Annotated in this window: 23 protein-coding genes; 18 read left to right on the forward strand and 5 right to left on the reverse strand. The window is 69.1% G+C overall.

Translation table 11 applies throughout. The annotated features are described in order from the left end of the window. The first annotated feature begins 5 nt into the window (after positions 1–5). The 9 genes from AC1DSC_RS11715 (at position 6) to AC1DSC_RS11755 (ending at position 8,978) form a co-directional block, all read left to right on the forward strand. Positions 6–929 (forward strand): SMP-30/gluconolactonase/LRE family protein, encoded by a 924-nt coding sequence (locus AC1DSC_RS11715; RefSeq protein ID WP_436288669.1) that lies wholly within the window; start codon positions 6–8, stop codon positions 927–929. A 37-nt stretch (positions 930–966) separates the two neighbouring features. Further along, positions 967–1,962, forward strand: a complete 996-nt coding sequence (locus tag AC1DSC_RS11720; protein ID WP_436288668.1) for a Bug family tripartite tricarboxylate transporter substrate binding protein — start codon at positions 967–969, stop codon at positions 1,960–1,962. A 108-nt stretch (positions 1,963–2,070) separates the two neighbouring features. Next, complete coding sequence (locus tag AC1DSC_RS11725) at positions 2,071–3,291, forward strand: FAS1-like dehydratase domain-containing protein (protein ID WP_436288667.1); 1,221 nt, start codon at positions 2,071–2,073, stop codon at positions 3,289–3,291. Positions 3,292–3,326: 35 nt separating this feature from the next. After that, entirely contained in the window at positions 3,327–4,490 is a 1,164-nt protein-coding gene (locus AC1DSC_RS11730) for a CoA transferase (protein WP_436288666.1), read from the forward strand. Next, positions 4,487–5,692, forward strand: a complete 1,206-nt coding sequence (locus AC1DSC_RS11735; protein WP_436288665.1) for a CaiB/BaiF CoA transferase family protein — start codon at positions 4,487–4,489, stop codon at positions 5,690–5,692. Before AC1DSC_RS11730 ends, AC1DSC_RS11735 begins: the two co-directional genes overlap by 4 nt. A 37-nt stretch (positions 5,693–5,729) precedes the next feature. After that, positions 5,730–6,311, forward strand: a complete 582-nt coding sequence (locus AC1DSC_RS11740; RefSeq protein WP_436288664.1) for a cysteine hydrolase family protein — start codon at positions 5,730–5,732, stop codon at positions 6,309–6,311. A 12-nt stretch (positions 6,312–6,323) separates the two neighbouring features. Beyond that, complete coding sequence (locus AC1DSC_RS11745) at positions 6,324–7,136, forward strand: HpcH/HpaI aldolase/citrate lyase family protein (RefSeq protein WP_436288663.1); 813 nt, start codon at positions 6,324–6,326, stop codon at positions 7,134–7,136. 130 nt (positions 7,137–7,266) lie between these two features. Beyond that, complete coding sequence (locus AC1DSC_RS11750) at positions 7,267–7,893, forward strand: GntR family transcriptional regulator (RefSeq protein WP_436288662.1); 627 nt, start codon at positions 7,267–7,269, stop codon at positions 7,891–7,893. Between the two features lie 80 nt (positions 7,894–7,973). Beyond that, positions 7,974–8,978, forward strand: a complete 1,005-nt coding sequence (locus AC1DSC_RS11755; RefSeq protein ID WP_436288661.1) for a MerR family transcriptional regulator — start codon at positions 7,974–7,976, stop codon at positions 8,976–8,978. Positions 8,979–9,000: 22 nt separating this feature from the next. On the opposite strand, the gene pyrF is transcribed toward AC1DSC_RS11755, so the two are convergent. Next, positions 9,001–9,699 (reverse strand): orotidine-5'-phosphate decarboxylase, encoded by a 699-nt coding sequence (pyrF, locus tag AC1DSC_RS11760; RefSeq protein ID WP_436288660.1) that lies wholly within the window; start codon positions 9,697–9,699, stop codon positions 9,001–9,003. A gap of 69 nt (positions 9,700–9,768) precedes the next feature. On the opposite strand from pyrF, the gene AC1DSC_RS11765 reads away from it, so the two are divergent. Further along, positions 9,769–10,209: an NUDIX hydrolase gene (locus tag AC1DSC_RS11765; protein WP_436288659.1), complete on the forward strand. Its 441-nt coding sequence runs from the start codon at positions 9,769–9,771 to the stop codon at positions 10,207–10,209. A 28-nt stretch (positions 10,210–10,237) separates the two neighbouring features. Here AC1DSC_RS11765 and AC1DSC_RS11770 read toward each other — a convergent pair whose 3' ends face one another. Then, positions 10,238–10,777, reverse strand: coding sequence for a cupin domain-containing protein (locus AC1DSC_RS11770; RefSeq protein WP_278878226.1), 540 nt, complete (start codon positions 10,775–10,777; stop codon positions 10,238–10,240). Next, positions 10,774–11,523, reverse strand: a complete 750-nt coding sequence (locus AC1DSC_RS11775) for an NAD-dependent epimerase/dehydratase family protein (RefSeq protein ID WP_369664940.1) — start codon at positions 11,521–11,523, stop codon at positions 10,774–10,776. Before AC1DSC_RS11775 ends, AC1DSC_RS11770 begins: the two co-directional genes overlap by 4 nt. An 87-nt stretch (positions 11,524–11,610) precedes the next feature. Between AC1DSC_RS11775 and pdxR the strand changes: the two genes are divergently transcribed. Then, entirely contained in the window at positions 11,611–13,056 is a 1,446-nt protein-coding gene (pdxR, locus tag AC1DSC_RS11780) for a MocR-like pyridoxine biosynthesis transcription factor PdxR (protein ID WP_436288658.1), read from the forward strand. A gap of 63 nt (positions 13,057–13,119) precedes the next feature. Further along, positions 13,120–14,364 (forward strand): glycerophosphodiester phosphodiesterase, encoded by a 1,245-nt coding sequence (locus AC1DSC_RS11785; protein WP_418147888.1) that lies wholly within the window; start codon positions 13,120–13,122, stop codon positions 14,362–14,364. A gap of 59 nt (positions 14,365–14,423) precedes the next feature. Here AC1DSC_RS11785 and AC1DSC_RS11790 read toward each other — a convergent pair whose 3' ends face one another. Beyond that, a complete protein-coding gene (locus AC1DSC_RS11790) occupies positions 14,424–15,572 on the reverse strand; it encodes a hypothetical protein (protein WP_062364962.1) in 1,149 nt (382 codons plus the stop codon). A 122-nt stretch (positions 15,573–15,694) separates the two neighbouring features. Here AC1DSC_RS11790 and AC1DSC_RS11795 point away from each other — a divergent pair, with 122 nt between their 5' ends. Next, the gene (locus AC1DSC_RS11795; RefSeq protein WP_436288657.1) at positions 15,695–16,312 is read left to right on the forward strand and encodes a type IV toxin-antitoxin system AbiEi family antitoxin domain-containing protein; all 618 of its coding nucleotides are present in this window, start codon (positions 15,695–15,697) and stop codon (positions 16,310–16,312) included. Further along, positions 16,309–17,154: a nucleotidyl transferase AbiEii/AbiGii toxin family protein gene (locus AC1DSC_RS11800; protein ID WP_436288656.1), complete on the forward strand. Its 846-nt coding sequence runs from the start codon at positions 16,309–16,311 to the stop codon at positions 17,152–17,154. The genes AC1DSC_RS11795 and AC1DSC_RS11800 overlap by 4 nt, the downstream gene beginning before the upstream one ends. Before the next feature lie 16 nt (positions 17,155–17,170). Here the strand turns inward: AC1DSC_RS11800 and AC1DSC_RS11805 are convergent, their stop codons facing one another. Next, positions 17,171–18,082 (reverse strand): LysR substrate-binding domain-containing protein, encoded by a 912-nt coding sequence (locus tag AC1DSC_RS11805; RefSeq protein WP_018904719.1) that lies wholly within the window; start codon positions 18,080–18,082, stop codon positions 17,171–17,173. A gap of 124 nt (positions 18,083–18,206) precedes the next feature. Between AC1DSC_RS11805 and AC1DSC_RS11810 the strand changes: the two genes are divergently transcribed. The 4 genes from AC1DSC_RS11810 to AC1DSC_RS11825 are packed head-to-tail and all read left to right on the forward strand — an operon-like array spanning position 18,207 to position 22,121. Then, complete coding sequence (locus AC1DSC_RS11810) at positions 18,207–19,370, forward strand: CaiB/BaiF CoA transferase family protein (protein WP_062364965.1); 1,164 nt, start codon at positions 18,207–18,209, stop codon at positions 19,368–19,370. A 46-nt stretch (positions 19,371–19,416) separates the two neighbouring features. After that, complete coding sequence (locus AC1DSC_RS11815; RefSeq protein WP_436288655.1) at positions 19,417–20,337, forward strand: dioxygenase family protein; 921 nt, start codon at positions 19,417–19,419, stop codon at positions 20,335–20,337. Positions 20,338–20,349: 12 nt separating this feature from the next. Further along, positions 20,350–21,156, forward strand: coding sequence for a citryl-CoA lyase (locus AC1DSC_RS11820; RefSeq protein ID WP_436288654.1), 807 nt, complete (start codon positions 20,350–20,352; stop codon positions 21,154–21,156). Positions 21,157–21,194: 38 nt separating this feature from the next. Then, on the forward strand, positions 21,195–22,121 hold the full coding sequence (locus AC1DSC_RS11825) for a Bug family tripartite tricarboxylate transporter substrate binding protein (RefSeq protein ID WP_278878235.1): 927 nt from the start codon (positions 21,195–21,197) through the stop codon (positions 22,119–22,121). The last annotated feature ends 31 nt before the right edge of the window (positions 22,122–22,152 follow it).

Raw genomic sequence — 22,152 nt, forward strand, 5'->3', positions numbered from 1 at the left:
CGCGCGTGAATCTCAAGTTGCAAGGCGAAGTGATTGCCACCGGACTGAAGTTCCCGGAAGGCCCCGTGGCGCTGCCCGACGGCAGCGTGCTGGTGGTCGAGATTGCCGCCGGCCGGCTGCTGCGCGTACGCCCGGGCGAAAAGCCCGAAGTGGTGGCCGTGCTGGGCGGCGGTCCCAATGGCGCGGCCCTGGGGCCGGACGGCCACTGCTACGTCTGCAACAACGGCGGCTTCAGCTGGCGCACCGACGACGGTTTCACGCGGCCCACGGGCCCCGCCGCCGACTACGACGGCGGCGCGATCCAGCGCGTGAACCTCGCGACCGGCGCGGTGGAAACGCTCTACACCCAATGCGACGGCATTGCACTGCACGGGCCGAACGACATCGTGTTCGACGCCCACGGCGGCTTCTGGTTCACCGACTTCGGCAAGACCTTCGAGGACCGCATGCTGCGCGGCGCGGTGTATTACGCACGCACCGACGGCCGGTTCATCCGCCGCGCCGCGCATCCGGTGCTCACGCCCAACGGCATCGGCCTGTCGCCGGACGGCCGCATGCTGTACGTGAGCGAAACCGAGACCAGCCGGCTCTGGTCCTATCCCGTCACCGCACGCGGCGAACTCGGGCACGAACCCTGGCCCTCGCCCAACGGCGCGCGGCTGGTGCATGGCCTGCCCGGCTTCCAGCGCTTCGACTCCCTGGCCGTGGAAGCCTCCGGCAACATCTGCGTGGCAACGCTGGTGCGCGGTGGCATCAGCGTGTTCTCGCCTGCGGGGGAACTGCTCGAGTTTCACGAGGCGCCCGAGGGCTACTGCACCAACATCTGCTTCGGCGGGGCCGACAGGCGAACGGCCTTCATCACTCTCTCCGGCCACGGCCAGCTCCTTGCGGCGCGATGGCCGCGCGCGGGGCTGGCGCTGTCGGCATGACGATCCCCGGCCAGAAGAACCTCGAAGGACCGCGCACATGAACAACGCCCCTTGTTTCTCCCGCCGCCGCCTGCTGCAAGGCGGCACCGCAGCAGCCATCCTCGGTGCGGGGGCGCTTGCGGCCGTCGCGCAGCAGCCCTGGCCGGCGCGGCCGATCCGCATCATCGTGCCGTACGCGGCCGGGCAAGGCGCCGACGTGCTGATGCGGCTGATCGGCCAGGAGCTGTCGGCAACGCTCAACCAGAGCATCGTGGTGGAGAACCGCGCGGGCGCCGGCGGCAACATCGGCGCCGCGGCCGCGGCGAGGTCGCCGGCCGACGGCTACACCTTCGTGCTCGGCACGAACGCCACGCATGCGGCCAACGAGTTCCTCTTCGGCGCCCTGGGCTTCCAGCCCGCCACGGACTTCGAGGCGGTGGCGATGATCGGACTGCTGCCGATGGTGATCTGCACCTCCGCGCGCGGCCTGCCCAGCAACGGCATCGCGGAACTCATCGCGCAGGCCCGCGCGAAGCCGAACACGCTGAACGTGGGATTGCCGAGCACCACTGCGAACGTCGTGTTCGCCCAGCTCGTGAAGTCGGCGCAGGCGCCGCTGTTCGGCGTGAAGTACAAGTCGTCCGGCCAGTCGCTGACCGATCTGCTCGGCGGACAGATTCCATTGGCCATCGACACGGTGACCGCCGCGCGACCGCAGATCGCCAGCGGCAAGCTGCGCGCGCTGGGCATCACGTCGCTGAAGGCCAGCGAGATGCTGCCCGGCATCAAGCCGGTGTCCGAACAGGGCGTGCCCGGCTTCGACGTGGTGGCGTGGGACGCGCTGTTCGCGCCGCACGGTACGCCGCCGGACATCGTGCAAAAGCTCAGCGAACACCTGCAGCGCGCGCTGCAGCAGGCCGACACGCGCCGCCGGATGCTGGAGATCGGCGTCGAGCCCCTCTTCATGGGGCCGGCCCAGCTCGATGCATTCGTCAAGGCGGAGCGCCCCAAGTGGGGCGAGATCATCAAGGCCGCCGACATTCGCGTCGACTAGCAGTCCCGCAGCCCACAATGAGATGCCATGCCACCCGGGGGTCACTCCCTTTTCTCAAAGAATGCATCCTGCATTCAATATTCAACCCAACCACCAGGAGTACTGAACTTGAACACTGCCACTGCCATCGCCCCCGCGCAGAACGACGTGGGCAACGCGCCCGCCGAAGGACTGATCACCGACAAGGCCATCGCCGATGCCAAGGCCATGATCGGGCTGCACCTGCGCCCCGAGGGTCCCTACCTGCAGGACGCCACGCCAGACACGCTGCGCAACTGGTGCAACGGCATCGGCGACCTGAACCCGGTGTACCGCGACATCGGCTACGGCGCCGCCAGCCGCTTCGGCACCATGGTCGCGCATCCGATGTTTCCGATGGCGTTCGGCTGGCTCGGCCGCACGCGCTGGGGCCTGCCGGGCGTGCACGGTTTCTATGCCGGCAACGACTGGGAGCTGTTCCGCCACGTGCGCCCGGGCGACCGCATCACGCCGATCGAGCGCGTGGTCGGCGTCGAGGTCAAGGAAAGCAAGTTCTCCGGGCGCCTGGTGCTGCAGTACGTCGAGGCCTGCTACTACAACCAGCGCGGCGAACTGGTCGCACGTGCGCTCGGCACCTGCACCCGGCACGAGCGCAAGGCGGCGCGCGACACCGGCAAGTACAAGGAAATCGAGCAGTACGAGTACACCAGCGAGCAGCACGACCGCATCGACCAGATTGTGCTGGACGAGCCCAAGAACATCCGCGGCGCGAACGTGCGCTACTGGGAGGAGGTGCAGGAAGGCGAGGAACTGCCGACCATTGCGCGCGGCCCGCTGTCGCTGATGGACACCATGGGCTTCCTGGTGGGCTGCGGCCGCGGCCACACGCATGGCGTGATCCTGCAGTCGGCGGTCAAGCACCCGGGCCACTTCTTCCGCAACCCCGAGGCGGGCGGCGGCGTGGAGTACACCGGCATCGGGCACCACCGCGAATCGGTGGCCAAGGAAGTGGGCGTGCCCGGCACCTACGACTACGGCCCCCAGCGCTCCTCGTGGATGTGCACGTTGGTCACCAACTGGATGGGCGATGCAGGCGTCATCAAGCGGGTGCGCACCGAGATGCGCCGCTTCAACATCGTGGGCGACACCACGTTCTGCAAGGGCAAGGTCGTGCGCAAGTACGTGAAGGACAAGGTCGCGCTCGTGGACATCGAGATCGCGGCCGAGAACCAGCGCGGCGAAGTCACGACGCCAGGCATCGCGACGGTGGCGCTGCCCTCGCGCGATGTCAGGCTGCCGGCCTTCATCGACGGTTCGGGTATCGACCTCGAGCTGCCAGTGATCCGCTGAACACTAGGCATCGCTCCAACCGGGAAAGGGCTCACATGGATTTCAACGAAGCGTCGCCATCCGCCGGACTTCCTCTCTCGGGCTGCCGGGTCGTCGAACGATCGCGCACCGTGGCGGCCGCCTATGCCGGCCGCCTGCTGGCCGCCATGGGCGCGCAGGTCGTGATGCTGGAGCCCGAGGAAGGTTCTGCGCTGCGGCGCGCACCGCCGCTGCTGGACGACGGGGAGAGCGCGCTGTTCGCGTACCTGGCCGTCGGCAAGAGCAGCCTGGTGTGCGATCCGCTGACGATCAGGGGACAGGCCGCGCTGGCGCGCGAGCTGGACCGCGCCGACATCTTCATCGACGACACGCCGGTACGCGAGCGCGCCGGCGCGGGTCTCGATGCGGCATCGATCGGCACGCGCTTTGCGAAACTCGTCCACGTGAGCGTGCTGCCTTTCGGCGCCAGCGGCGCCAAGGCGGACTGGGACGGCGAGGAGGTGAACCTGCTGCATGCCGGGGGCGAAGGCTTCCTGCTTCCCAACGGGTTGTCCAACGAACTCTTTCCGGACCGTGCGCCGCTCAAGATCTACGGCCACTTCGCCGGCTACCAGGGCGGCAGCATGGCCGTGACGTGCGCGCTCGCCGCCTGGTGGTCGGTGCCCGAGCTTGGCGGCCAGCATGTGGATGTGTCGGTGCAGGACGCCATGCTCGCGGTCGGCGCCTTTGCGCTGCAGCGCCTGGGTGACGGCTCGCTCGAACACCGGACCACGCGCAGCTTCCGCTATGGCGGCGTGTTCCAGACGCTCGACGGCTACCTGGAGCTGCTCACGCTCGAGGACCGGCAATGGAGCGCGCTGGTCGAGCTGCTCGGCCGGCCCGCGTGGGCCGATGAAGAAGCCCTGCGCGATCCGCTGGAGCGCAGCCGGCGCGGCGACGAGATCAATGGCCACATCCGGGAGTGGATGGCCCGCCACCGGGTCGAGGACATCGTGCGACGCGCGCAGAAGCTGGGCGTTCCCGCGGCCAAGTACCGTACGCCCGCCGAGGTGGCGCAGGGCGAGCACGAACGCGCGCGCGGGCTCTTTGCGCCGGCCAGGCTCCCGAACGGCCGTCAGGTCGACGTGCTGCAGGCACCGTTCCAGTTCCGCTGCACGCCGCTGCAGCGTCCCGGGCGGGTGCCCGCACTGGGCGAGACGGCACGGGAGGCAACTGCATGACGGCTGCCCCTGCCCCCTTGGCCGGCGTGCGCATCGCGGACTTCACGATCCACGCGGCCGGCCCGTTCTGCACGCACCTGTTGTCGCAGCTCGGCGCGCAGTGCATCAAGATCGAAAGCCGCACGCGGCCCGACGCATTTCGCAAGCCCCACGCGGTCTACGGCCGCATGCAGGCGGCCACCTTCGACCAGGTGTCGGCCAACAAGCTGTCGGTGCGGCTCAACCTCAAGCAGCCCGAGGCCGTGGCGCTCGCCAAGCGGATCGTCGCCATCTCCGACATCGCGGCCGAGAGCTTCAGGCCCGGTGTGATGAAGCGGCTGGGCCTGAGCTTCGACGAGTTGCGCGAGGCCAAGCCCGACATCGTCCTGCTGTCGCTGTCTTCATGCGGCCAGAGCGGCCCCGACTCGCACTTCGCCGGCTATGCACCGCTGTTCGGCGCCTGGGGCGGCCTTGGGTGGATGAGCGGCTACAGCGACGGGCCGCCGGTGGAAATGCGCCACGTGATGGACCACTCGGCCGGCGTGCATGCCGCAGCCGCCACGCTGGCGGCGTTGCACCAGCGCCGCCGCACGGGCCACGCGCAGCATGTCGACCTGGCCGCACGCGAGGTGGCCTCGGCCATGATCGGCGACGCGCTGGTCCAGGCCAGCGGCGGCAGCACGCCGCTTCGGCCCGGCAACAGCGACCTCGCGATGGCGCCGCACGGCATCTACCCTACCGGCCAGCCCGATCGCTGGCTGACCCTGGCGGTGCGCAACGACCGCGAATGGCAAGCCCTGCTGGCGGTGCTGGGACAGGGCGAAATGGCGCGCGACCCGCGCTTTTCGAGTCCGCGCGAGCGCCGCAGCCACCACGCCGAAATCGATGCGCTGCTCACTCGATGGCTCGCGGCGAGGAAAGCCGACGAGACGGCGGCGCAGCTGCAGCAGGCCGGCGTATGCGCCCACGTGTCGTGGAACATGCAGGATGTGGCGAACGATGCCCATCTGCGCGAGCGCGGCGCCCTGGTCGAAGTCAGCGCCGCGGACATTCCACAGCGCCTGGCCGTGGGCGCACCGGCGCGCTTCTCGGCCACGGACGACGTGGGCATCCGCCGATTAACGCCCACCCTGGGGCAGGATGAAGACTATGTGTTCGGCGAACTGCTGGGGCTCGACTCGGCGCGCCGTGCCGACCTCGTGGAACGCGAGGTGATTCTGTGAACGATCCCCATCAAGGCGCGAACGAAAGGAATGCCACATGAAAGAGTCCATCTACCTGGTGCTGGACATGGAGAACGACCTTGTCCATGCCGACGGTCCGAACGGGAAGGCAGGCTACGGCGAACAGGTGCGGGGACGGCGCATCCTGGAACACACCCGCACCGCGCTGGACAAGGCGCGCGCGGCGGGCGTGCCGGTCGGCTTCGTGCGGGTCGGCTTCTCTGCGGACTACCGCGAGTGCCCGCCCGATTCGCCGATTTTTTCCGGCGCGCGCAAGAACGGCATCTTCAATCTCGGTACCTGGGGCACCGAGGTGCACCCCGACCTGGGCCAGCAGCCCGGCGACTTCGACATCGTCAAACACCGCGTGAGCCCGTTCTACAGCACCACGCTGGAGGCGATCCTGCGCGCCAGGGGAATCCGGCGGATCTACTGCTCCGGCATCTCGACCAACGCGGTGGTGCAGGCCACGGTGCGCGAGGGCCATGACCGCGACTACGAGATCGTCGTGCTCGAAGACTGCTGCTGCGGGCTGTCGGCCGAGGAGCACGAGGGCGCGATCCAGAGCATGCGCCGTTTCTGCAAGCTCACGACGTCGCAGGACGTCGTGTTCGAGTGAAGTGAGGTCCCGATGAGCCGCATCGCACGCAGCCTGCTGTTCGTGCCGGGCCACCGGCCGGAGCGCTTCGACAAGGCCGTCGCCAGCGGCGCGCACGAAGCCGTGCTGGATCTGGAGGACGCGGTCGCGCCGGCGGCCAAGAGCGAGGCACGCGAGAGGGTCGCCTCATGGCTGTCGGCAGGCCACCACGCCTTCGTGCGCATCAACGCCCTTCAGACCGAGTGGCATGCGGACGATCTGCGCATGCTGCATGCGGCGCCGACGGCCGGCGTGATGCTCGCAAAGGCCGATGCGGATTCGCTGGCGCGCACCGCCGCAGCCCTGCCCGGACGCCGGATCATCGCGCTGCTCGAAACCGTCGACGGCTACATGGACCTGCCGCGCATGGCCAGCGTTGCCGGCCTGGAGCGCATCGCGTTCGGCAGCGTGGACTTTGCCGCCGAAAGCGGCATCGCGGACGAAGGCGAAGCCATGACCAGCGTGCGCATCCAGATCGTGCTGCAGTCCTGCCACGCCGGCCTCGCGGCGCCCATCGACGGCGTGAGCGTCGGGTTCGACGATGACGCGTGCATGCATGCGGACGCACTGCGTTCTCGACAGTTCGGGTTCGGCGGCAAGCTGTGCATCCATCCGCGCCAGGTTGCCGCGGTGAATGCGGGCTTCATGCCGACGCCACAGGAACTGCGCTGGGCCACGCAGGTGCTTGCGGCCTTCGAGGCCAGCGAAGGCGCGGCGACCTCGGTGGACGGAAAGATGATCGACAAGCCGGTGGTCGAGCGGGCACGGCGCATCCTCGTCGAGGATCAGCCGTCCCCCCACGCTTAGAATCGGCCGATGAGGTGGCTCGCCTGGGGTGTGGTCGAGGACAAAAATGCGCGTCGCGGGAGAGCCGGCCAATCTTGTAACCAGCGCAGGACTCGCCACCTGGCCGGCATTGCCGGTCGGGCTGCAGTAGATGGAATATCGAACCAAAGAAGAGCAGGTCGCGGACTACCTGCGCGAGCGGATCATCTCGGGGGTCTACCCGCGCGGATCGCGCCTGAAGCAGGCCGAGATCGCCGAGCAGCTGCATCTGAGCATCACGCCCGTGCGCGAGGCCCTGAGGCTTCTGGCGGCCGAGGGCTACGTCAGCGGCGACTCCTATCGCGGCACCCGCGTCGTGCCATTCGATGCCGCAGCCTCCGGCGAGATCCTGAATCTGCGCCTGGTCCTCGAAGCCCAGCTGGTTCGCGGGGCGGTCGAGAAGGTCACGTCCAAGGACATCACCGAGCTGCGGGCACTCGCGAACGAGTTCGCCGCCGCATTCGAAAGCGGCGACCGTGCGACGGCACGCGGCATCAACTACCGCTTTCATCGCCGGCTGTACGACATTGCGGAGATGCCCCAGACCCTGCACTTCGTGCAGATCCTGTGGGCGCGCTACCCCTTCGACCTGATCAACGCCGTCGAGGGCCGTGGCAAGGAAGCCGTCAAGGAGCACGAGGAAATCCTGCACACGCTCACCACCGGCGACGCATCGGCGGCCATGCTCGCCATGCGCAAGCACATCGAGTCGGGGTGGACGGTCCTGAAGTCCGCATAGGACGCAAGCTTCGCGTTCCTGCTTGACCCGACCCCAGGGGCATCCTCTAAAAGGGGGAGATCCTTCGAAAGGAACACTTCATGCGATCTCCCGCCCCGCACCTGAATCCCTCCGAAGCCGCGCGGCGGCTCGGCGTTTCGGCCAAGGCCCTGCGGCTGTACGAGCAGCGCGGGCTGGTCGAGCCCGGCCGGACCGCGGCGGGATGGCGGGCCTATGGCCCGGCGGAGATGGCTCGCGCGGCCGAGATCGTCGCGCTTCGCGCGCTCGGCTTCAGCCTGGCCCAGGTGGCACGGGTGCTCGCGGGCAACCCCGAAGGCCTGGAGCAGGCGTTGGCCGCGCACCAGACGGCGCTGGAGGCGCAGCTTCGCCAGCTCATGCACACGGTCGAGAAGGTCCGCGGCCTGCGAAGCGATGTTGCGCAAGGCCGGACGCCAAGCATCGGCGAACTCGCGGGCCTGCTCGCGCCCGCCGGCGAAGTGCGCCTGGCCTTCGACCTGCCATGGCCCTGGGGCGGGGAGCGCTTCGAGCTTCGGGACATCCGGCCACTCAACTACATCGTCGGGCCGCTCGGCAGCGGCAAGACCCGGCTGGCGCAGCGCATTGCCGAGGTGCTGCCCAATGCGGCCTGGCTCGGGCTGGACCGGCAGGCGGAGAGCGGCGCCGCTGCGTCCGAGCCTCGGGCCGGCCACGCGCTGGCCTGGCTCGTGGAGGACGGCGCAACGCCATCGGACGCGCTGATTGCACTTCTGGCCGGGCTGGAAGCGGAAGGGCCCGATGCGGTGGTCGTGGACCTGATCGAACACGGCCTGGACCAGGCCACCCAGCAGGCGCTGATCGCCCGGCTGCGCCGCCGCGGACCCAACGCGCGGCCGATCTTCATGCTCACGCGCTCCTGCGCAATCCTCGACCTGGCCGCCGTCGGGCCGGACGAGGCGATCATCCTGTGTCCCGCGAACCACAGCCCGCCGACCCTGGTCGCACCCTGCCCCGGCGCGCCGGGCTACGAGGCCGTCGCCACCTGCCTGGCGTCGCCGGAGGTGCGGGCGCGAACGGCGGGGGTTGTCGCGTGGCGGCAGGCGGCCTGAGCACGCATCGAAGCAGGCACTGTCACCGCAGCGCCGACAGCTCCGCGCGCATGGCAGCGAAGGCATCCGCGGGATTCGGTGCATGCGCTATCGGCCGGCCGACCACCACGTGCGTCGCGCCCGCATCGATGGCCTGCGCCGCCGTGGTGAAGCGCGCATGGTCGCTCTTCTCCGAGTCGCCGGCCAGCTGTATGCCGGGCGTGACGATCAGCATGCCCGGCGGCAGCATCTCGCGAAGCAGCCGCGCTTCCAGCGGCGAAGCGACGACGCCGTCGCATCCTGCAGCGGCGGCAAGCCGCGCAAGGCGCAGCACCTGTTCGGTCACCGTCGAGCCCACGCCCACTTCGCGCAAGCTTTCGTCGTCCATGCTGGTGATGACGGTGAGGGCGAGCACCTTCAGCTCGGGAAAGCGGCGCGCGGCCTCGACCGCAGACCGAAGCACCGCCGAACCGCCCGAGGCATGGACCGTCACCATCGAGGCGCCGATCTGCCCCGCCGCGGACACCGCTGCCGCGACCGAACTCGGAATCTCCAGCAGCTTGAGGTCCAGAAAAACACGCTTGCCGCCCGCCACGAGCTCGCGCACGACCGAAGGCCCGGCCGCGGTCAGCAACTGCAAGCCGACCTTGTAGAACATCGCTTCAGCGCCCAATTGCCGCACGAGGCATGCGGCCGATGCGGCGGTGGCGAAGTCGAGCGACACGATGATGCGGTTGTCCAAGCGGTTACTTCGAATCGAGAATCAGGCATTGTTGCAGCGTTGCAGCGGCATGGCGACAATCGTTCGATCATGCCAACCACCTCCTATGGCGTGCTCATCGTCAACGAGCAGAACCAGCTTCTCATGGCGCACGCGACGGGCCAGAAGCACTGGGACATCCCCAAGGGCGGCGCAGAAGCAGGCGAGTCCGCGCGCGAAGCGGCCATCCGCGAGGTTCGGGAAGAGACGGGCATCGAGCTGGCCGCGGATTCGCTGGAAGAGCTCGGGCGCATGCCTTACCGCCGGGCCAAGGACCTGCACCTGTTCCGTGCCTTCGTGCACACGCGCGATTGCGATATTTCGGCGTGCAAGTGCACGAGCTTCTTTCCTCATCACGCTTCAGGCGTGATGACGCCCGAGGTGGACCAGTTCAAGTGGGTGGACACCGCAGACATACCGGTGCTTGCCGCCAAGTCGATGAGGGCGGTGCTTCGGACGCTGCCCGGCTTCGGAATGACAAGGGACACCTGAGGCCGCTTGTATCTCGACGGGCCTTCGCTCAATCGGCATCCGGCGGCAGCACCAGCGGCCCGCAGTTCTCGTCGGCCACGAACACCGCCAGCAGCTTTGCAGGGCGCACCGGATCGGGGTTCTCCGCAAAGAGATGCAGCGTGCGCGGCGGCTCGAAGAAGGTCTCGCCGCTCTTGTAGGTGCCCACCGGACCGCCGCCGAGCTGCGAGCGGATGGTGCCCTCGAGGATGATCGCCGTCACCGAGCCCGGATGCCGATGGGCCGGCGAATAGGCCAGCGGCGGAAAGTCCACGAGCACAGTGGTCACCGACTTGCCCGGCACGTTCGGCAGCGCCTCGCACGAGAGCACCTTGCTCGAGGTCGCGGGCCTCGCATCGGCGCCCGACCCCGCGGGCGCCGGGGCCGACGCGAACATCGGCCGGGCGACGCTGCTGCACACGTCGGCGAACCACAGCGCCGCCTCCTGCCGGTTGCCATGCGGCGTCAGCGCCCAGCCGGCGGCCAGCACCAGCGAGAGCGCCGCAATGCCCGCGCCGAGTTGCCGGCGATGAAGCCGCCCCGCCTTCACGAGGCCACTCCCCGCCGCTGGCGCAGCCGCAGCGATGCACTCCAGCCCAGCTCGCGCCTGGCCTTCTCGCTGCTGACTTCGGGGTTGTCCTCGGCGATGTTGAAGACACCGCCGCGTGCATGCCGCAGCGCCAGCACCGCTGCCCAGGCCGCGGCCTCCACGTGGACCGGACACGCGCCCCTGGGCTCGGCGGTCGACGTGCCGGGACCGTAGAACTGCCCGTAGCGCAGCACCGTGCCCGTGAGGCCCGCCGTGCCCAGCACGCTGCGCTCCAGCGCCGCCACGCCGCCCACGCTGACGCCGCGCGTGCCTTCGGCCGCGAGATCGAGCGGGTCTTCCTCGACATGCGGGGTGGCGCCGGGCGCATAGACCCAGGCGATGCTCTGCGCCACCAACCGGCGGGCACCGGCCGCCACCGCGGCGGCCACGAGGTTGCGCGTGCCCTCGGTGCGCACGCGTGCATTGCGATGGGCGGCATCGGCCATCCGCCTGGGATCGAGATCCCGCGGCAGGTCGGTGAGCTGGTGGATCACGATCGCCGGTGCGATGCGCATCAGCGCCGCGCGCAGCGCCTTCGCGTCGAACACGTCGACGACGACCGGCACGGCACCGCTCGCCTCCAGCGCCTGCGCGCGCTCGGTGCGCCGCGTGCTGCCGTACACGGTGTAGCCCGCGTCGACCAACAGGGGCACGAGTGCGCTGCCGATGGCCCCGGCCGCACCCGCCACGAATATCTTCTCGCTCATCGCATCTCCTTTTTTCATGGGCAGTTCGAAGCTTAGGTTTTCGATGCACCATTCCAAAGAGCCAAGATTCGTCAAAATGCATGGGCCATGACGCAAGAGAAGAAACCGCCCGCCGCCCTTCTCGCAATCGACCGCGCGGCGTCCACGCCGCTGCACCGGCAGATCTACGAGCGCTTTCGCACGGCCATCGAGCAGGGCCTGCTCCGCCCGGGCAGCCGCGTGGCCTCGGCGCGCAGCCTGGCCAGCGAACTGGGCGTGGCGCGCGGCACCATCGAGGCGGCCTACAACCAGCTCGCGGGCGAAGGCTATTTCTCGCCGCAGGGCCAGGCGGGCACGGTGGTCTCGCCGTCGCTGCCCGCTCCGCTGTCGGCGCGCCGCACGTCCCGGCAGGCCGAGGCGCGGGCCGTGGAACACGAGTTGGCCGAACCCGCGCCGCCACCGCCCCTGCAGTTGGGCATCCCGGCGCTCGATGCTTTTCCGCGCAAGCTCTGGGCGCGCCTGGTGTCGCGCCGCGCCAGGGCGATGGCCGCGGCCGACATGTTCTATGGCGACCCCTCGGGCCATCCGCCGCTGCGCATCGCCATTGCCGCCTACCTGCGGGTGTCGCGCGGCGTCGCATGCCATCCGTCACAGGTCTTCGTGACCGGCGGCTACCGCGCATCGCTCGCGCTCATCTCGCACGCGCTGCTCGCAAGGGACGAGCGCGTGTGGGTGGAAGACCCGGGCTATCCGCCGACGCAGGAGGTGCTGCGCAGCGCCGGCCAGCGCACGGTGCCCGTGCCGGTGGATGAAGAAGGCCTGGTCGTTGCGCGCGGCATGCGCAAGGCAGCGAAGGCGAAGATGGCCGTCGTCACGCCCTCGCACCAGGCGCCGCTCGGCGTCTCGATGTCGCTCGCCCGCCGGCTGCAACTGCTCGACTGGGCCTCGCAGGCGAAGGCCTGGATCGTAGAGGACGACTACGACGGCGAATACCGCTACACCGGCCCGCCCCTGCCCGCGCTCAAGAGCCTCGACCGCCATGACCGCGTGCTCTACGCCGGCAGCTTCTCGAAGGTGCTGTATCCCGGACTGGCGCTCGGCTACGTGGTGGTGCCCGACGCGCTGCGCGGCGCCTTCGCCGAGGCTGCGCGGACGGGGTCCAACGGATGCCCGCAGCTCACGCAGGCGGTGGTCGCCGATTTCATGCGCGAAGGCCACTTCTCGCGCCACTTGAAGAAGATGCGGCTGCTCTACGCGCGCCGCCGCCACATGCTCGCGGCCGCGCTGCTGAAGGCCTTCGGCGACGAAGTGCGCATCGACCTGCAGGCCGGCGGCATGCACCTGATCGCGCGCTTCGACCGGCGGCGCGAAGGCGACGCGGAACTGGCACGCCGGGCGCAGCGCGCCGGACTGAACTGCCAGCCGCTGTCCGCGCGGGGCACGGCAAGCTTCCGGGACGAGGGGCTGTTGATGGGCTTCACCAACATCGGCTCCGCGATCCACGCGCAACAGCTTGCAACGATGTTGCGGACCGCCCTGGACCGAAAGCCATGAGAATTCACCGGCCTGTCATGCAGGCCGCCTAAGGTCCGTCCGCACATCAGCGAGGAGACTTCCATGCACACCCTGAAAAAGATCTGCAACACGTTCTTCGGCCTGGGGCTGCTGCTCGCCGCCGCGGTGCCGGCCACCGCGCAGGAGGAGAACGCAAGGCGCCGCGCCGACAATGCGCCGCTCGTGATCGGCCATCGCGGCGGGGCCAGCGGCTATCTGCCCGAACACACGCTGGAGGCCTATGCGCTGGGCATCTCGCTGGGCGCCGACTACATCGAGCCCGACCTGGTCGCCACCAAGGACGGCCAGCTGATCGCCCGGCACGAACCCAACCTGATCGACACCACCAACGTCAAGGACCTGCCGCAGTTCGCCAACCGCCGCCGAACCGTCATGCTCGACGGCGTGCCGACCGACGGCTTCTTCGCCAGCGATTTCACGCTGGCCGAGATCAAGCAGCTGCGCGCCGTGCAGTCCTTTGCCGAGCGCGACCAGTCCTTCAACGGCAAGTTCCAGATTCCGACGCTGGCCGAGGTGATCGACCTGGCCAAGCGCAAGTCCCGCGAAGAGGGGCGGCGCATCGGGATCTATCCCGAGACCAAGCACCCCACCTATCACCAGAGCATCGGCCTGCCTCTGGAAGACAGGCTGCTGAACGTGCTGAGCGCGGCCGGCTGGAACCAGCGCAATGCACCGGTCTTCATCCAGTCCTTCGAGACCGCCAACCTGCGCTACCTGCGCAGCAAGACGAGCGTGCGCCTGATCCAGCTGGTGGACGCCAACGACGTCAAGCCCGACGGCACGCTGGACTTCAGCAAGCCCTACGACAAACCCTACGACTGGGTGGTGTCGAACCGCGACGGCCTCTTCAGCGACCTGTTGACGCCGCGCGGCCTGCAGGAAGTGAAGGGCTATGCGGACGGCATCGGCCCGTGGAAGCCGTACCTGATTTCGAGCGCGTGCAAAACCGTGCAGGCAGGCGCGTGCGCCGACGTGACCGGCGACGGCGCCATCGACGAGCGCGACCGCGTGCTGCTGCCCCCCACCAACGTGATTGCCAATGCGCATCGGTTGGGACTGCTGGTGCACCCGTATACCTTCCGCAGTGAGCAGAAGCGCCTGACCGGCAGCTTCGCCGGCAACGCGGTCAATGAATACCTTGCGTTCTACGAGGCCGGCGTCGACGGCCTGTTCAGCGATTTCGCGGACACGGCGGTTGCGGCACGCGCGATGTTCCTGCTCAAGCACGATCCCGACTACGCCGCCTGCCTCGTCAATTCGCGCAAGTGCGAACGCAATAACGATTGATTCGGCGCTGCCGGGCGGAAGGTCCTCAGCCGCAAGCGCTTCAGCGAGGTGCGCTTGCCTCAGGTCCCTTCGCCGCCGTCCGGCCCTCTGCGCTGAAGATCGACCCGCAGCCCCTCGGCGATGCCGTTCTCGACATGAAGCGCGAAACGCATCGCCGGACCTTCGACCAGGATCTCGATCGCCAGCTTCGCCGTCGCCCGGTCGAAGCCCATCTGCGCGCCCTTCCAGGCCGCCGCGGCATCGCGGGCCGCGAGTGAAGCCATCTCCACCTTGAGGCCGCGGCCGACGGACTGGGAATGCACCCCGATCGCATGGCGCCCTTCCAGATGCACTTGCAGGCCCGGCACCGCGACGAGCCCCTCGCCAAGCCGCAGCTCGCCCGACAGCGATGTGCGGCCCAGCAGCAGGCGCGCCTGTTGCGTCAGGCCCTGGCCGGGTCCGCGCCGGCCCTGGCGCAGCACCGATTCGGCAAAGGCCTGCAGTTGCAACTTGCCGCGCTCGGAAACCCAGGGGCCCAGCAAGGTACCGCGGTGCTCGAACACCACGCCGGCGAGCGGCGCCGCGGCGAACTGGTACAGGTAGCTGCGACCGTTGGGCGCATCGACGTAGATGCCCATCCGGCTCACGCCCATGCGCGAGTCGGGCCCGACATGTTCGACCGTCGCATCGTTGAAGTCGATCTGGCCGTGGCGAATGGGCACCGTGACATCGGCATCGAACAGCAGGTGCGCGTCGGTGATCTGGCCGCGGATGGTGCCTTCGGCCTCGTTGAGCGGCGCAAGGCGCCACGCATCGGCGGCAGCCTGGCCGGCCACGGTGGGTGTTGCCGCCGACGCGTCCACGCCTTGGCCCGCCTCGCGGATCTTCTGGATCTGCGGCGGCAGCACCAGCGGGCCATGCAGCTTCAATCCCGAGCACTCGGCCTTGTCCGCCTGGACGGACACCAGGCGCGGCACGCCGGCCTCGGTGCGCAGCCGGGCCACCAACTCGTGCACGTCGATGCGGTCGATTTCAAGGACGAACGGATCCGACGCAAGCCGCAGCGCCATCGCCTCGAACCGCCGGACCCGGAGCTCGACGGCGCCGTCCGGCATGGATTGCCACGTCACGCCCTCGAGCGTGCAACGGTTGCGCCCGGCATCGCCGGACGCCCCGAGTTCCGATCCGAGTGCGAGTTCGATGAGGGAGGCCGCGAGCGAGACGGTCATGCCGTGCTTCTACCAGCCTCGCACCGCCTTCGCTACCGAGACCGAGTACGTGCTCACGCCCTCGCGGTGCAATATTTAGTCATTTATTGACAATTGACTAGTAATTGCAACAAACTAGCACGGTGACACTGCACTCCGATCCCACCCTGGAACAAGCCGCGCTGGCACTCGCCGAGCGTCAGCCACTGCTGCGCGCGCGAGATCTTGCAACGCACGGCCTGCCGACGGTGGTTCTCAGCCGGCTCGTGGCTGCCGGCAGGCTCGAACGCGTTGCCCGCGGCGTCTATAGCCTTCCGGGACGCGCGCTCAGCGAGCACCGGTCGCTGGCCGAAGCGGCGCTGCGGGTGCCGCGAGGCGTGGTGTGCCTGCTGTCGGCGCTGCGCGTCCACGGCATTGGCACCCAGGCGCCGTTCGAGGTCTGGATGGCGATTCCCCATCACTCGCCCACGCCGCGGCTGGACCAGCCCGCGCTTCGCGTGGTGCGCATGTCGGGGGCGGCTCTGACTGAAGGCGTCGATCTCGTCGACATCGACGGCGTGCAAGTGCCGATATTCAATGCCGCCAAGACGGTGGCCGACTGCTTCAAGTACCGCAACAAGATCGGCCTGGACGTGGCACTGGAAGCGCTGCGAGATGGCTGGTCGCAGCGCAAGCTGTCGATGGATGCGCTCTGGCACTACGCAACGGTGAATCGCGTGGCCAATGTCATGCGGCCCTACCTGGAAAGCGTCATTGCATGAGCCGCAATCTCGCAGCGTCCGTCCGCGCCCGCTTGAAGCAGCGAGCCGATGCGACGAGACAGGACTTCAACCTGACGCTCACCCGCTACGGGCTGGAGCGGCTGTTGTACCGGCTCTCGGTGTCGCCGCATGCAGCCAACTACCTGCTCAAGGGTGCGCTGCTGTTTTCGCTGTGGTACGACCAGCCGCATCGGCCGACGCGCGACGCAGATCTGCTGGGCTTTGGTCCGGATGACGTCGACACCGCGGTATCGGCTTTCCGCGAGATCTGCCAGATCGAAGTGGACGACGGCATCGCGTTCGACGCAGCCTCGGTCAGGGGCTCGGTGATCCGCAAGGAGGCGGGCTACGGCGGCGTACGGATCGACTTGCTTGCGAAGTTGGACGGCGCGCGCCTCGCGCTGCAAGTGGATATCGGTTTTGGCGATGCGGTCACGCCGGCACCCGAACCGGTGAGCTACCCGGTGCTGCTCGAAGACCTGTCCGCGCCGCAACTGCGCGCCTATCCGAAATACACGGTGGTCGCCGAGAAGTTTCATGCGGTGTGCCTGCTGGGCATGGGCAATACCCGCATGAAGGACTACTTCGATCTCTGGGTGCTACTCACCGAGGGTGCGCTGGAAGCCACCGAGCTGCGCCGCGCTGTCCATGCCACTTTCGCGCGGCGGCAACTGGCGGTGCCCGGCACCGTGCCCTTGGGGTTGAGCGATGCATTCGCGCATGATCCGGCAAAGCAAGGCCAATGGGCCGCCTTCGTCCAAAGGAACCGGTTGGGCGACCTCGCCCTCTCCACGGTCGTCGCGCTGTTGCGCAGCGAATTCCAGAAGCTCGGAACCGCCTGAAGAACCGGCCCCGCCGCTACCGCACGCGCGGGCCAGCCCCCTGCAGGCTGCTGCGCAGCGCCAGCTTGCGCACGATGGTCGAGAACGCGCGCGTGGCCGCTGCATCGCGCGCCACCGGCGACCACAGCATGCCGGGCGTGCGCACGGGCGTGGGGCTTTCGAGCCGGATGACGACCAGCCCCGAGAGCGGGTTGACCACGTTCGCGGCCACGATGGACGCGAGCTGCGTCTTGGCGACGAGGTCCATCATCGGCGCCAGCGTGTTGATCTCGGCCACCACGTGCGGCTGCGCGCCGCAGGAGCGAAAGCATTCGTCGAGCATCTGGCGCGTGGCAAAGCTGGCCGGCAGCAGCACCATCGGCAGGCGGTGCAGCTCCACCATGCGCACGCGCTTGCGCCGCGCGAGCGGGTGCTTCCTGGCCACCACCAGCACCATCTCCTCGTTGTAGAGCGGCTCGAACTGCAGCGGCCCGGGCACGCTCGGCCGGTAGGCGATGCCCAGGTCCAGCGTGCCCTGCTGCAGGCGCGCGGCGATCTGGTCGGCCGACAGTTCCTCGACCACCACCTTCACGCGCGGATGCCGCGCCTGGAAGCTCGCGATGCAGTCGGGGATGAAGCCGAGGTTGAAGGTGTGCGTGGAGCCCACGCGCAGCTCGCCCGCCACCTCGGAGCTGTCCTGGCGCAGCGCGCCCAGCCCCAGGTCGATCTCGTGCAGGGCCTTGGTGCAGTAGTGCAGGAACTCGTCGCCGGCATCGGTCAGGCTCACGCGCTTGCCGATGCGGTCGAACAGCGCAACACCGATCTCCTCTTCGAGCTGCTTGATCTGGTGCGACAGCGTCGACTGCGTCACATGCAGGCGCTCGGCCGCGCGCGTGAAGTTCAGCGAGCCCGACAGGGCGATGAAGTAGCGCAGGTGCCTGAGTTCCATGGCGTTCCTCGGGAGCAATGATCGATGGCATCGATGCTAACGATGGAAAACAATCATTTTCGGAATTCTTGGATGCAACCTAAAGTTTCCCCGGCCCCCGACAACAACGACAGGAGACTCCCCGGTGCAAAAAGTCCTCAGCGGCATCAAGGTGCTGGAGCAAGGCACGTTCATCACCGGACCGGCCGCCGGCATGTTCCTCGCGGACCTGGGTGCCGAGGTGGTCAAGATCGAGCAGCCCGGCGCGGGCGATCCGTTCCGCGCCTTTCGCGGCGGCCTCTACAGCCCGCACTTCCAGACCTACAACCGCAACAAGCGCAGCGTCACGCTCAACCCGAAGCTGCCCGAGGATGCGGCCGTGTTCGACGAGCTGGTGAAGGACGCCGACGTCTACATCCAGAATTTCCGCCCCGGTGCGGCCGAGCGGCTGGGCGCTGGCGAGTCGCGGCTGCGGGCGCTCAATCCGCGGCTCGTGTATTGCGCGATCAGCGGCTTCGGGCAGACCGGCCCCGCGGCAGGGCGCCCCGCCTACGACACGGTGGCTCAGGCCGCGAGCGCCTTCCTCAAGCTGCTGGTGAACCCGGCCAACCCGCGCGTGGTCGGCCCCGCGCTGGCCGATGCCATGACCGGCTTCTACGCCGCCTACGGCGTGCTCGGCGCACTGGTCGAACGGGGCCGCACCGGACGCGGGCGCGCGGTCGAGGTGTCGATGCTGGAGGCGATGTGCCACTTCAACCTCGACGCCTTCACGCACTACTTTTCCGAGAGCGAGGTCATGGGCCCGTTCAGCCGGCCAAGCGTCTCGCAGTCCTACGTGCTGGAGTGCGCGGACGGCCTGTGGATCGCGCTGCACATGTCCTCGCCCGAGAAGTTCTGGCAGGGCCTGGCCAATGCCATCGAGCGCCCTCGCCTGTTCGCGGACCCGCGCTTCGCCACGCGCGAGGCGCGCATCGCGCACCAGGAAGACCTGATCGCGCTGCTCGGCGACGTGTTCCGCCAGCAGACCCGCGCAACGTGGTGTGCGCGGCTCGAGGCCGAGGACGTGCCGCACGCGCCCATGTACGACACGCGCGAAGCCATGGAAGACCCGCAGGCGCGGCACCTGCAGCTGCAGGTGAGCGCGCCGCACCCCGAGGGCGGCGAGTGGCACACCATCCGCTCGCCCGTGAGCTTCGACGGCGAGCGCTCGCTCGAGGTGACGGCGCCGCCCATGCTCGGCGCCGACAACGCGGCCATCGTCGATCCGATCCGCCAGCGCCTGGGGCAGCCGCCCAACGCCGCGCGCTGACCCCGCGCGGCCTTCCAGACATAACGAGCCAGGAGACAAGACAACCATGACCCCATCGAACGAAAGCGAGCTGACGCAGACCGTGCTGCAGAGCCTCGAGGGAACGCGCGACGCGCGCTTCCTGCAGCTCATGCAGTCGCTGATCACGCACCTGCATGCCTTCATCCGGGAGGTGGACCTGAAGCCGGACGAATGGATGCAGGGCATCGAGTTCCTGACGGCCACGGGCCAGACCTGCACCGACAAGCGCCAGGAGTTCATCCTGCTGTCGGACACGCTGGGCGCCTCGATGATGGTCGTGATCCTGGACCAGCTGCGCGCCGCCGCCGGCAAGCGCGGCCGGGCCGAGGCCAGCGAAGCCACGCAAGCCACCGAGCTCACCGAGGCCACGCACGCCACCGTGCAAGGCCCCTTCTACTGGGAGGGCGCGCCCGACCTGCCGCTCGGCGCCGACGTGGCCCAGGGCGCCCGCGGCGAGCCGACCTTCTACAGCGGCCGCGTCACCGACACCCGCGGCCAGCCGCTCCAGGGTGCGCTGCTCGACATCTGGTCGGGCGACGGCGAAGGCGTGTACGACATGCAGCTCGAAGGCGCCGCGATGCAGGCGCGCGGGCGCATCCGCACCGACCACGAAGGCCGCTACTGGTTCTGGTCGATCCGCCCGAGCTTCTATCCGATCCCGGTCGACGGGCCCGTCGGCCGCATGCTCGAAGCGATGGGCCGCCATCCGAACCGCCCCGGCCACATCCACATGATGGTCTCGGCGCCGGGCCATGTGCCCGTGACCACGCACCTGTTCGTGGCGGGCAGCCCGTACATCGAGTCCGATGCGGTGTTCGGCGTGCGGCCGCGGCTCGTCATCGACTTCGAGTCGCATCCGCCGGGCCGCGCGCCCGATGGCAGGCCGCTGGAAACGCCCTACTGGTCCGCGCACTACGACTTCCGCCTCGAACCCCGACACGTCTGAAAGACCACGCCCATGAAAATCGGAAAGTCCACCGTCCCGCGCACCGCCATCTGCACCTCGGACGAACACACCATCGTCGTGCGCGGCCAGGACCTGTGCCGGGAGCTGATCGGGCACCTGTCGTTCACCGACTATTTCTTCCTGCTGCTCACCGGGCGCCGCCCCGATGCCGCGTGCAGCACGGTGCTCGACGCCACGCTGGTGGCGATTGCCGAGCACGGCCTCGTGCCGAGCGTGCAGGCCAGCCGCATGACCTTCGCGGCCGCGCCCGATGCGCTGCAGGGTGCGGTGGCGGCCGGCATCCTCGGCTGCGGCTCCGTCATCCTCGGCGCTTCCGAAACCGCGGGCCGGCTGTTCATCGACGTGGCAGCGCGCGTGGATGCGGGCGCCACGCTGCCGCAGGCCGCCGCCGCGGCCATCGCCGAACTCAAGGACGCGCGCGCCGCGATCCCCGGCTACGGCCATCCGCTGCACAAGGAACGCGATCCGCGCGTCGACCGGCTGATCGACGTGGCGACGCAGGCCGGCGCCGACCTGCGCTATGTGCGCATCGCGCAGGCGCTGGAAGAGGCGATCCCGGCCATCGTGGGCAAGGACCTGCGCATGAACGTCTCGGCGGCGATTCCGGCGGTGCTGCTGGGCGTGGGCTTTCCGGTGGCGTCGCTGCGCGGCGTGCCGATCCTCGCGCGCACCGCGGGGCTGATCGCGCACCTCGCGGAAGAGGCCGAGACGCCGAGCGGCTTTGCGCTGTCCTACCAGGCCACGCGCGAGCTGCAGTACGAAGGCACCGTGCCCGCGGGCTTCGGGGAGGCGCGGTGACGAAGCGCCGCGCCATCCTGGCCGTTGCCGCAGCAGCAATGCTGGCGCAGGGCAACAGCAGCGCATGGGCGCAGGCGGGCGACGCGCGGCCCCTCAAGCTGGTCGTGCCCTTCGCGGCCGGCACCACGACCGACATCGTGGGACGGGTGCTGGCCGAAGCCCTCGGGCGCCAGCTGTCGCAGGCGGTGATCGTCGACAACCGGCCCGGTGCGGGCGGCGCCATCGGCAGCGAACTGGTGGCCCGCTCGGGGGCGGATGCACACACCGTGCTGCTGGGCACCGTCGGCACGCATGCCATCAACGCGACGCTCTACAAGCGGCTGTCCTACCAGCCGCAGCGCGACTTCGTGCCGCTGGGCTTCGTCGGCGCCACGCCCACGCTGCTGGTCGTGCCCGCCGCCGCGCCGTGGAAGACGGTGGCGGACCTGCGCCAGGCCAGCGGCAAGTCGGTGAGCTTTGCCTCGGCCGGCAACGGCACTTCGGGGCACCTGGCGGGCGAACTGCTCAACCTGCGGCTCGGCAAGGACTTCGTGCACGTGCCCTACCGCGACGGCGCCCAGGCGCTCACCGAGGTGATGGCGGGCAATGTGCAGTTCATGTTCTATCACCCGGCCGCCGTGCTGCCGCAGATCCGCGCCGGCAGGCTGCGCGCGCTGGGCGCATCGAGCGCCCGGCGAAGCATGGCCGCGCCCGACGTGCCCACGCTGGCCGAGCAGGGCATTCCGGATTTCGACCTGGTCGCGTGGTTCATGTTGTATGCCCCGGCCGACATGCCCGCCGCGCAGCGCGACCGCCTGCGCGAGGCCACGCAGGCGGTACTCGCCCAGCCCGCGGTGCGCGACAAGCTCGCGGCCCAGGGCATCGAGCCCATGGCGATGAACACATCGGACATGGCCGCCTTCGGTACGGCCGAGATCGCGAAATGGGGCGAGGCCGTGCGCCGCTCCGGCGCGCAAGTGGATTGAAGAAGACAGAACAACCCAACAAGCGGGCACC

The organism is Variovorax sp. 01N425, assembly GCF_056399465.1.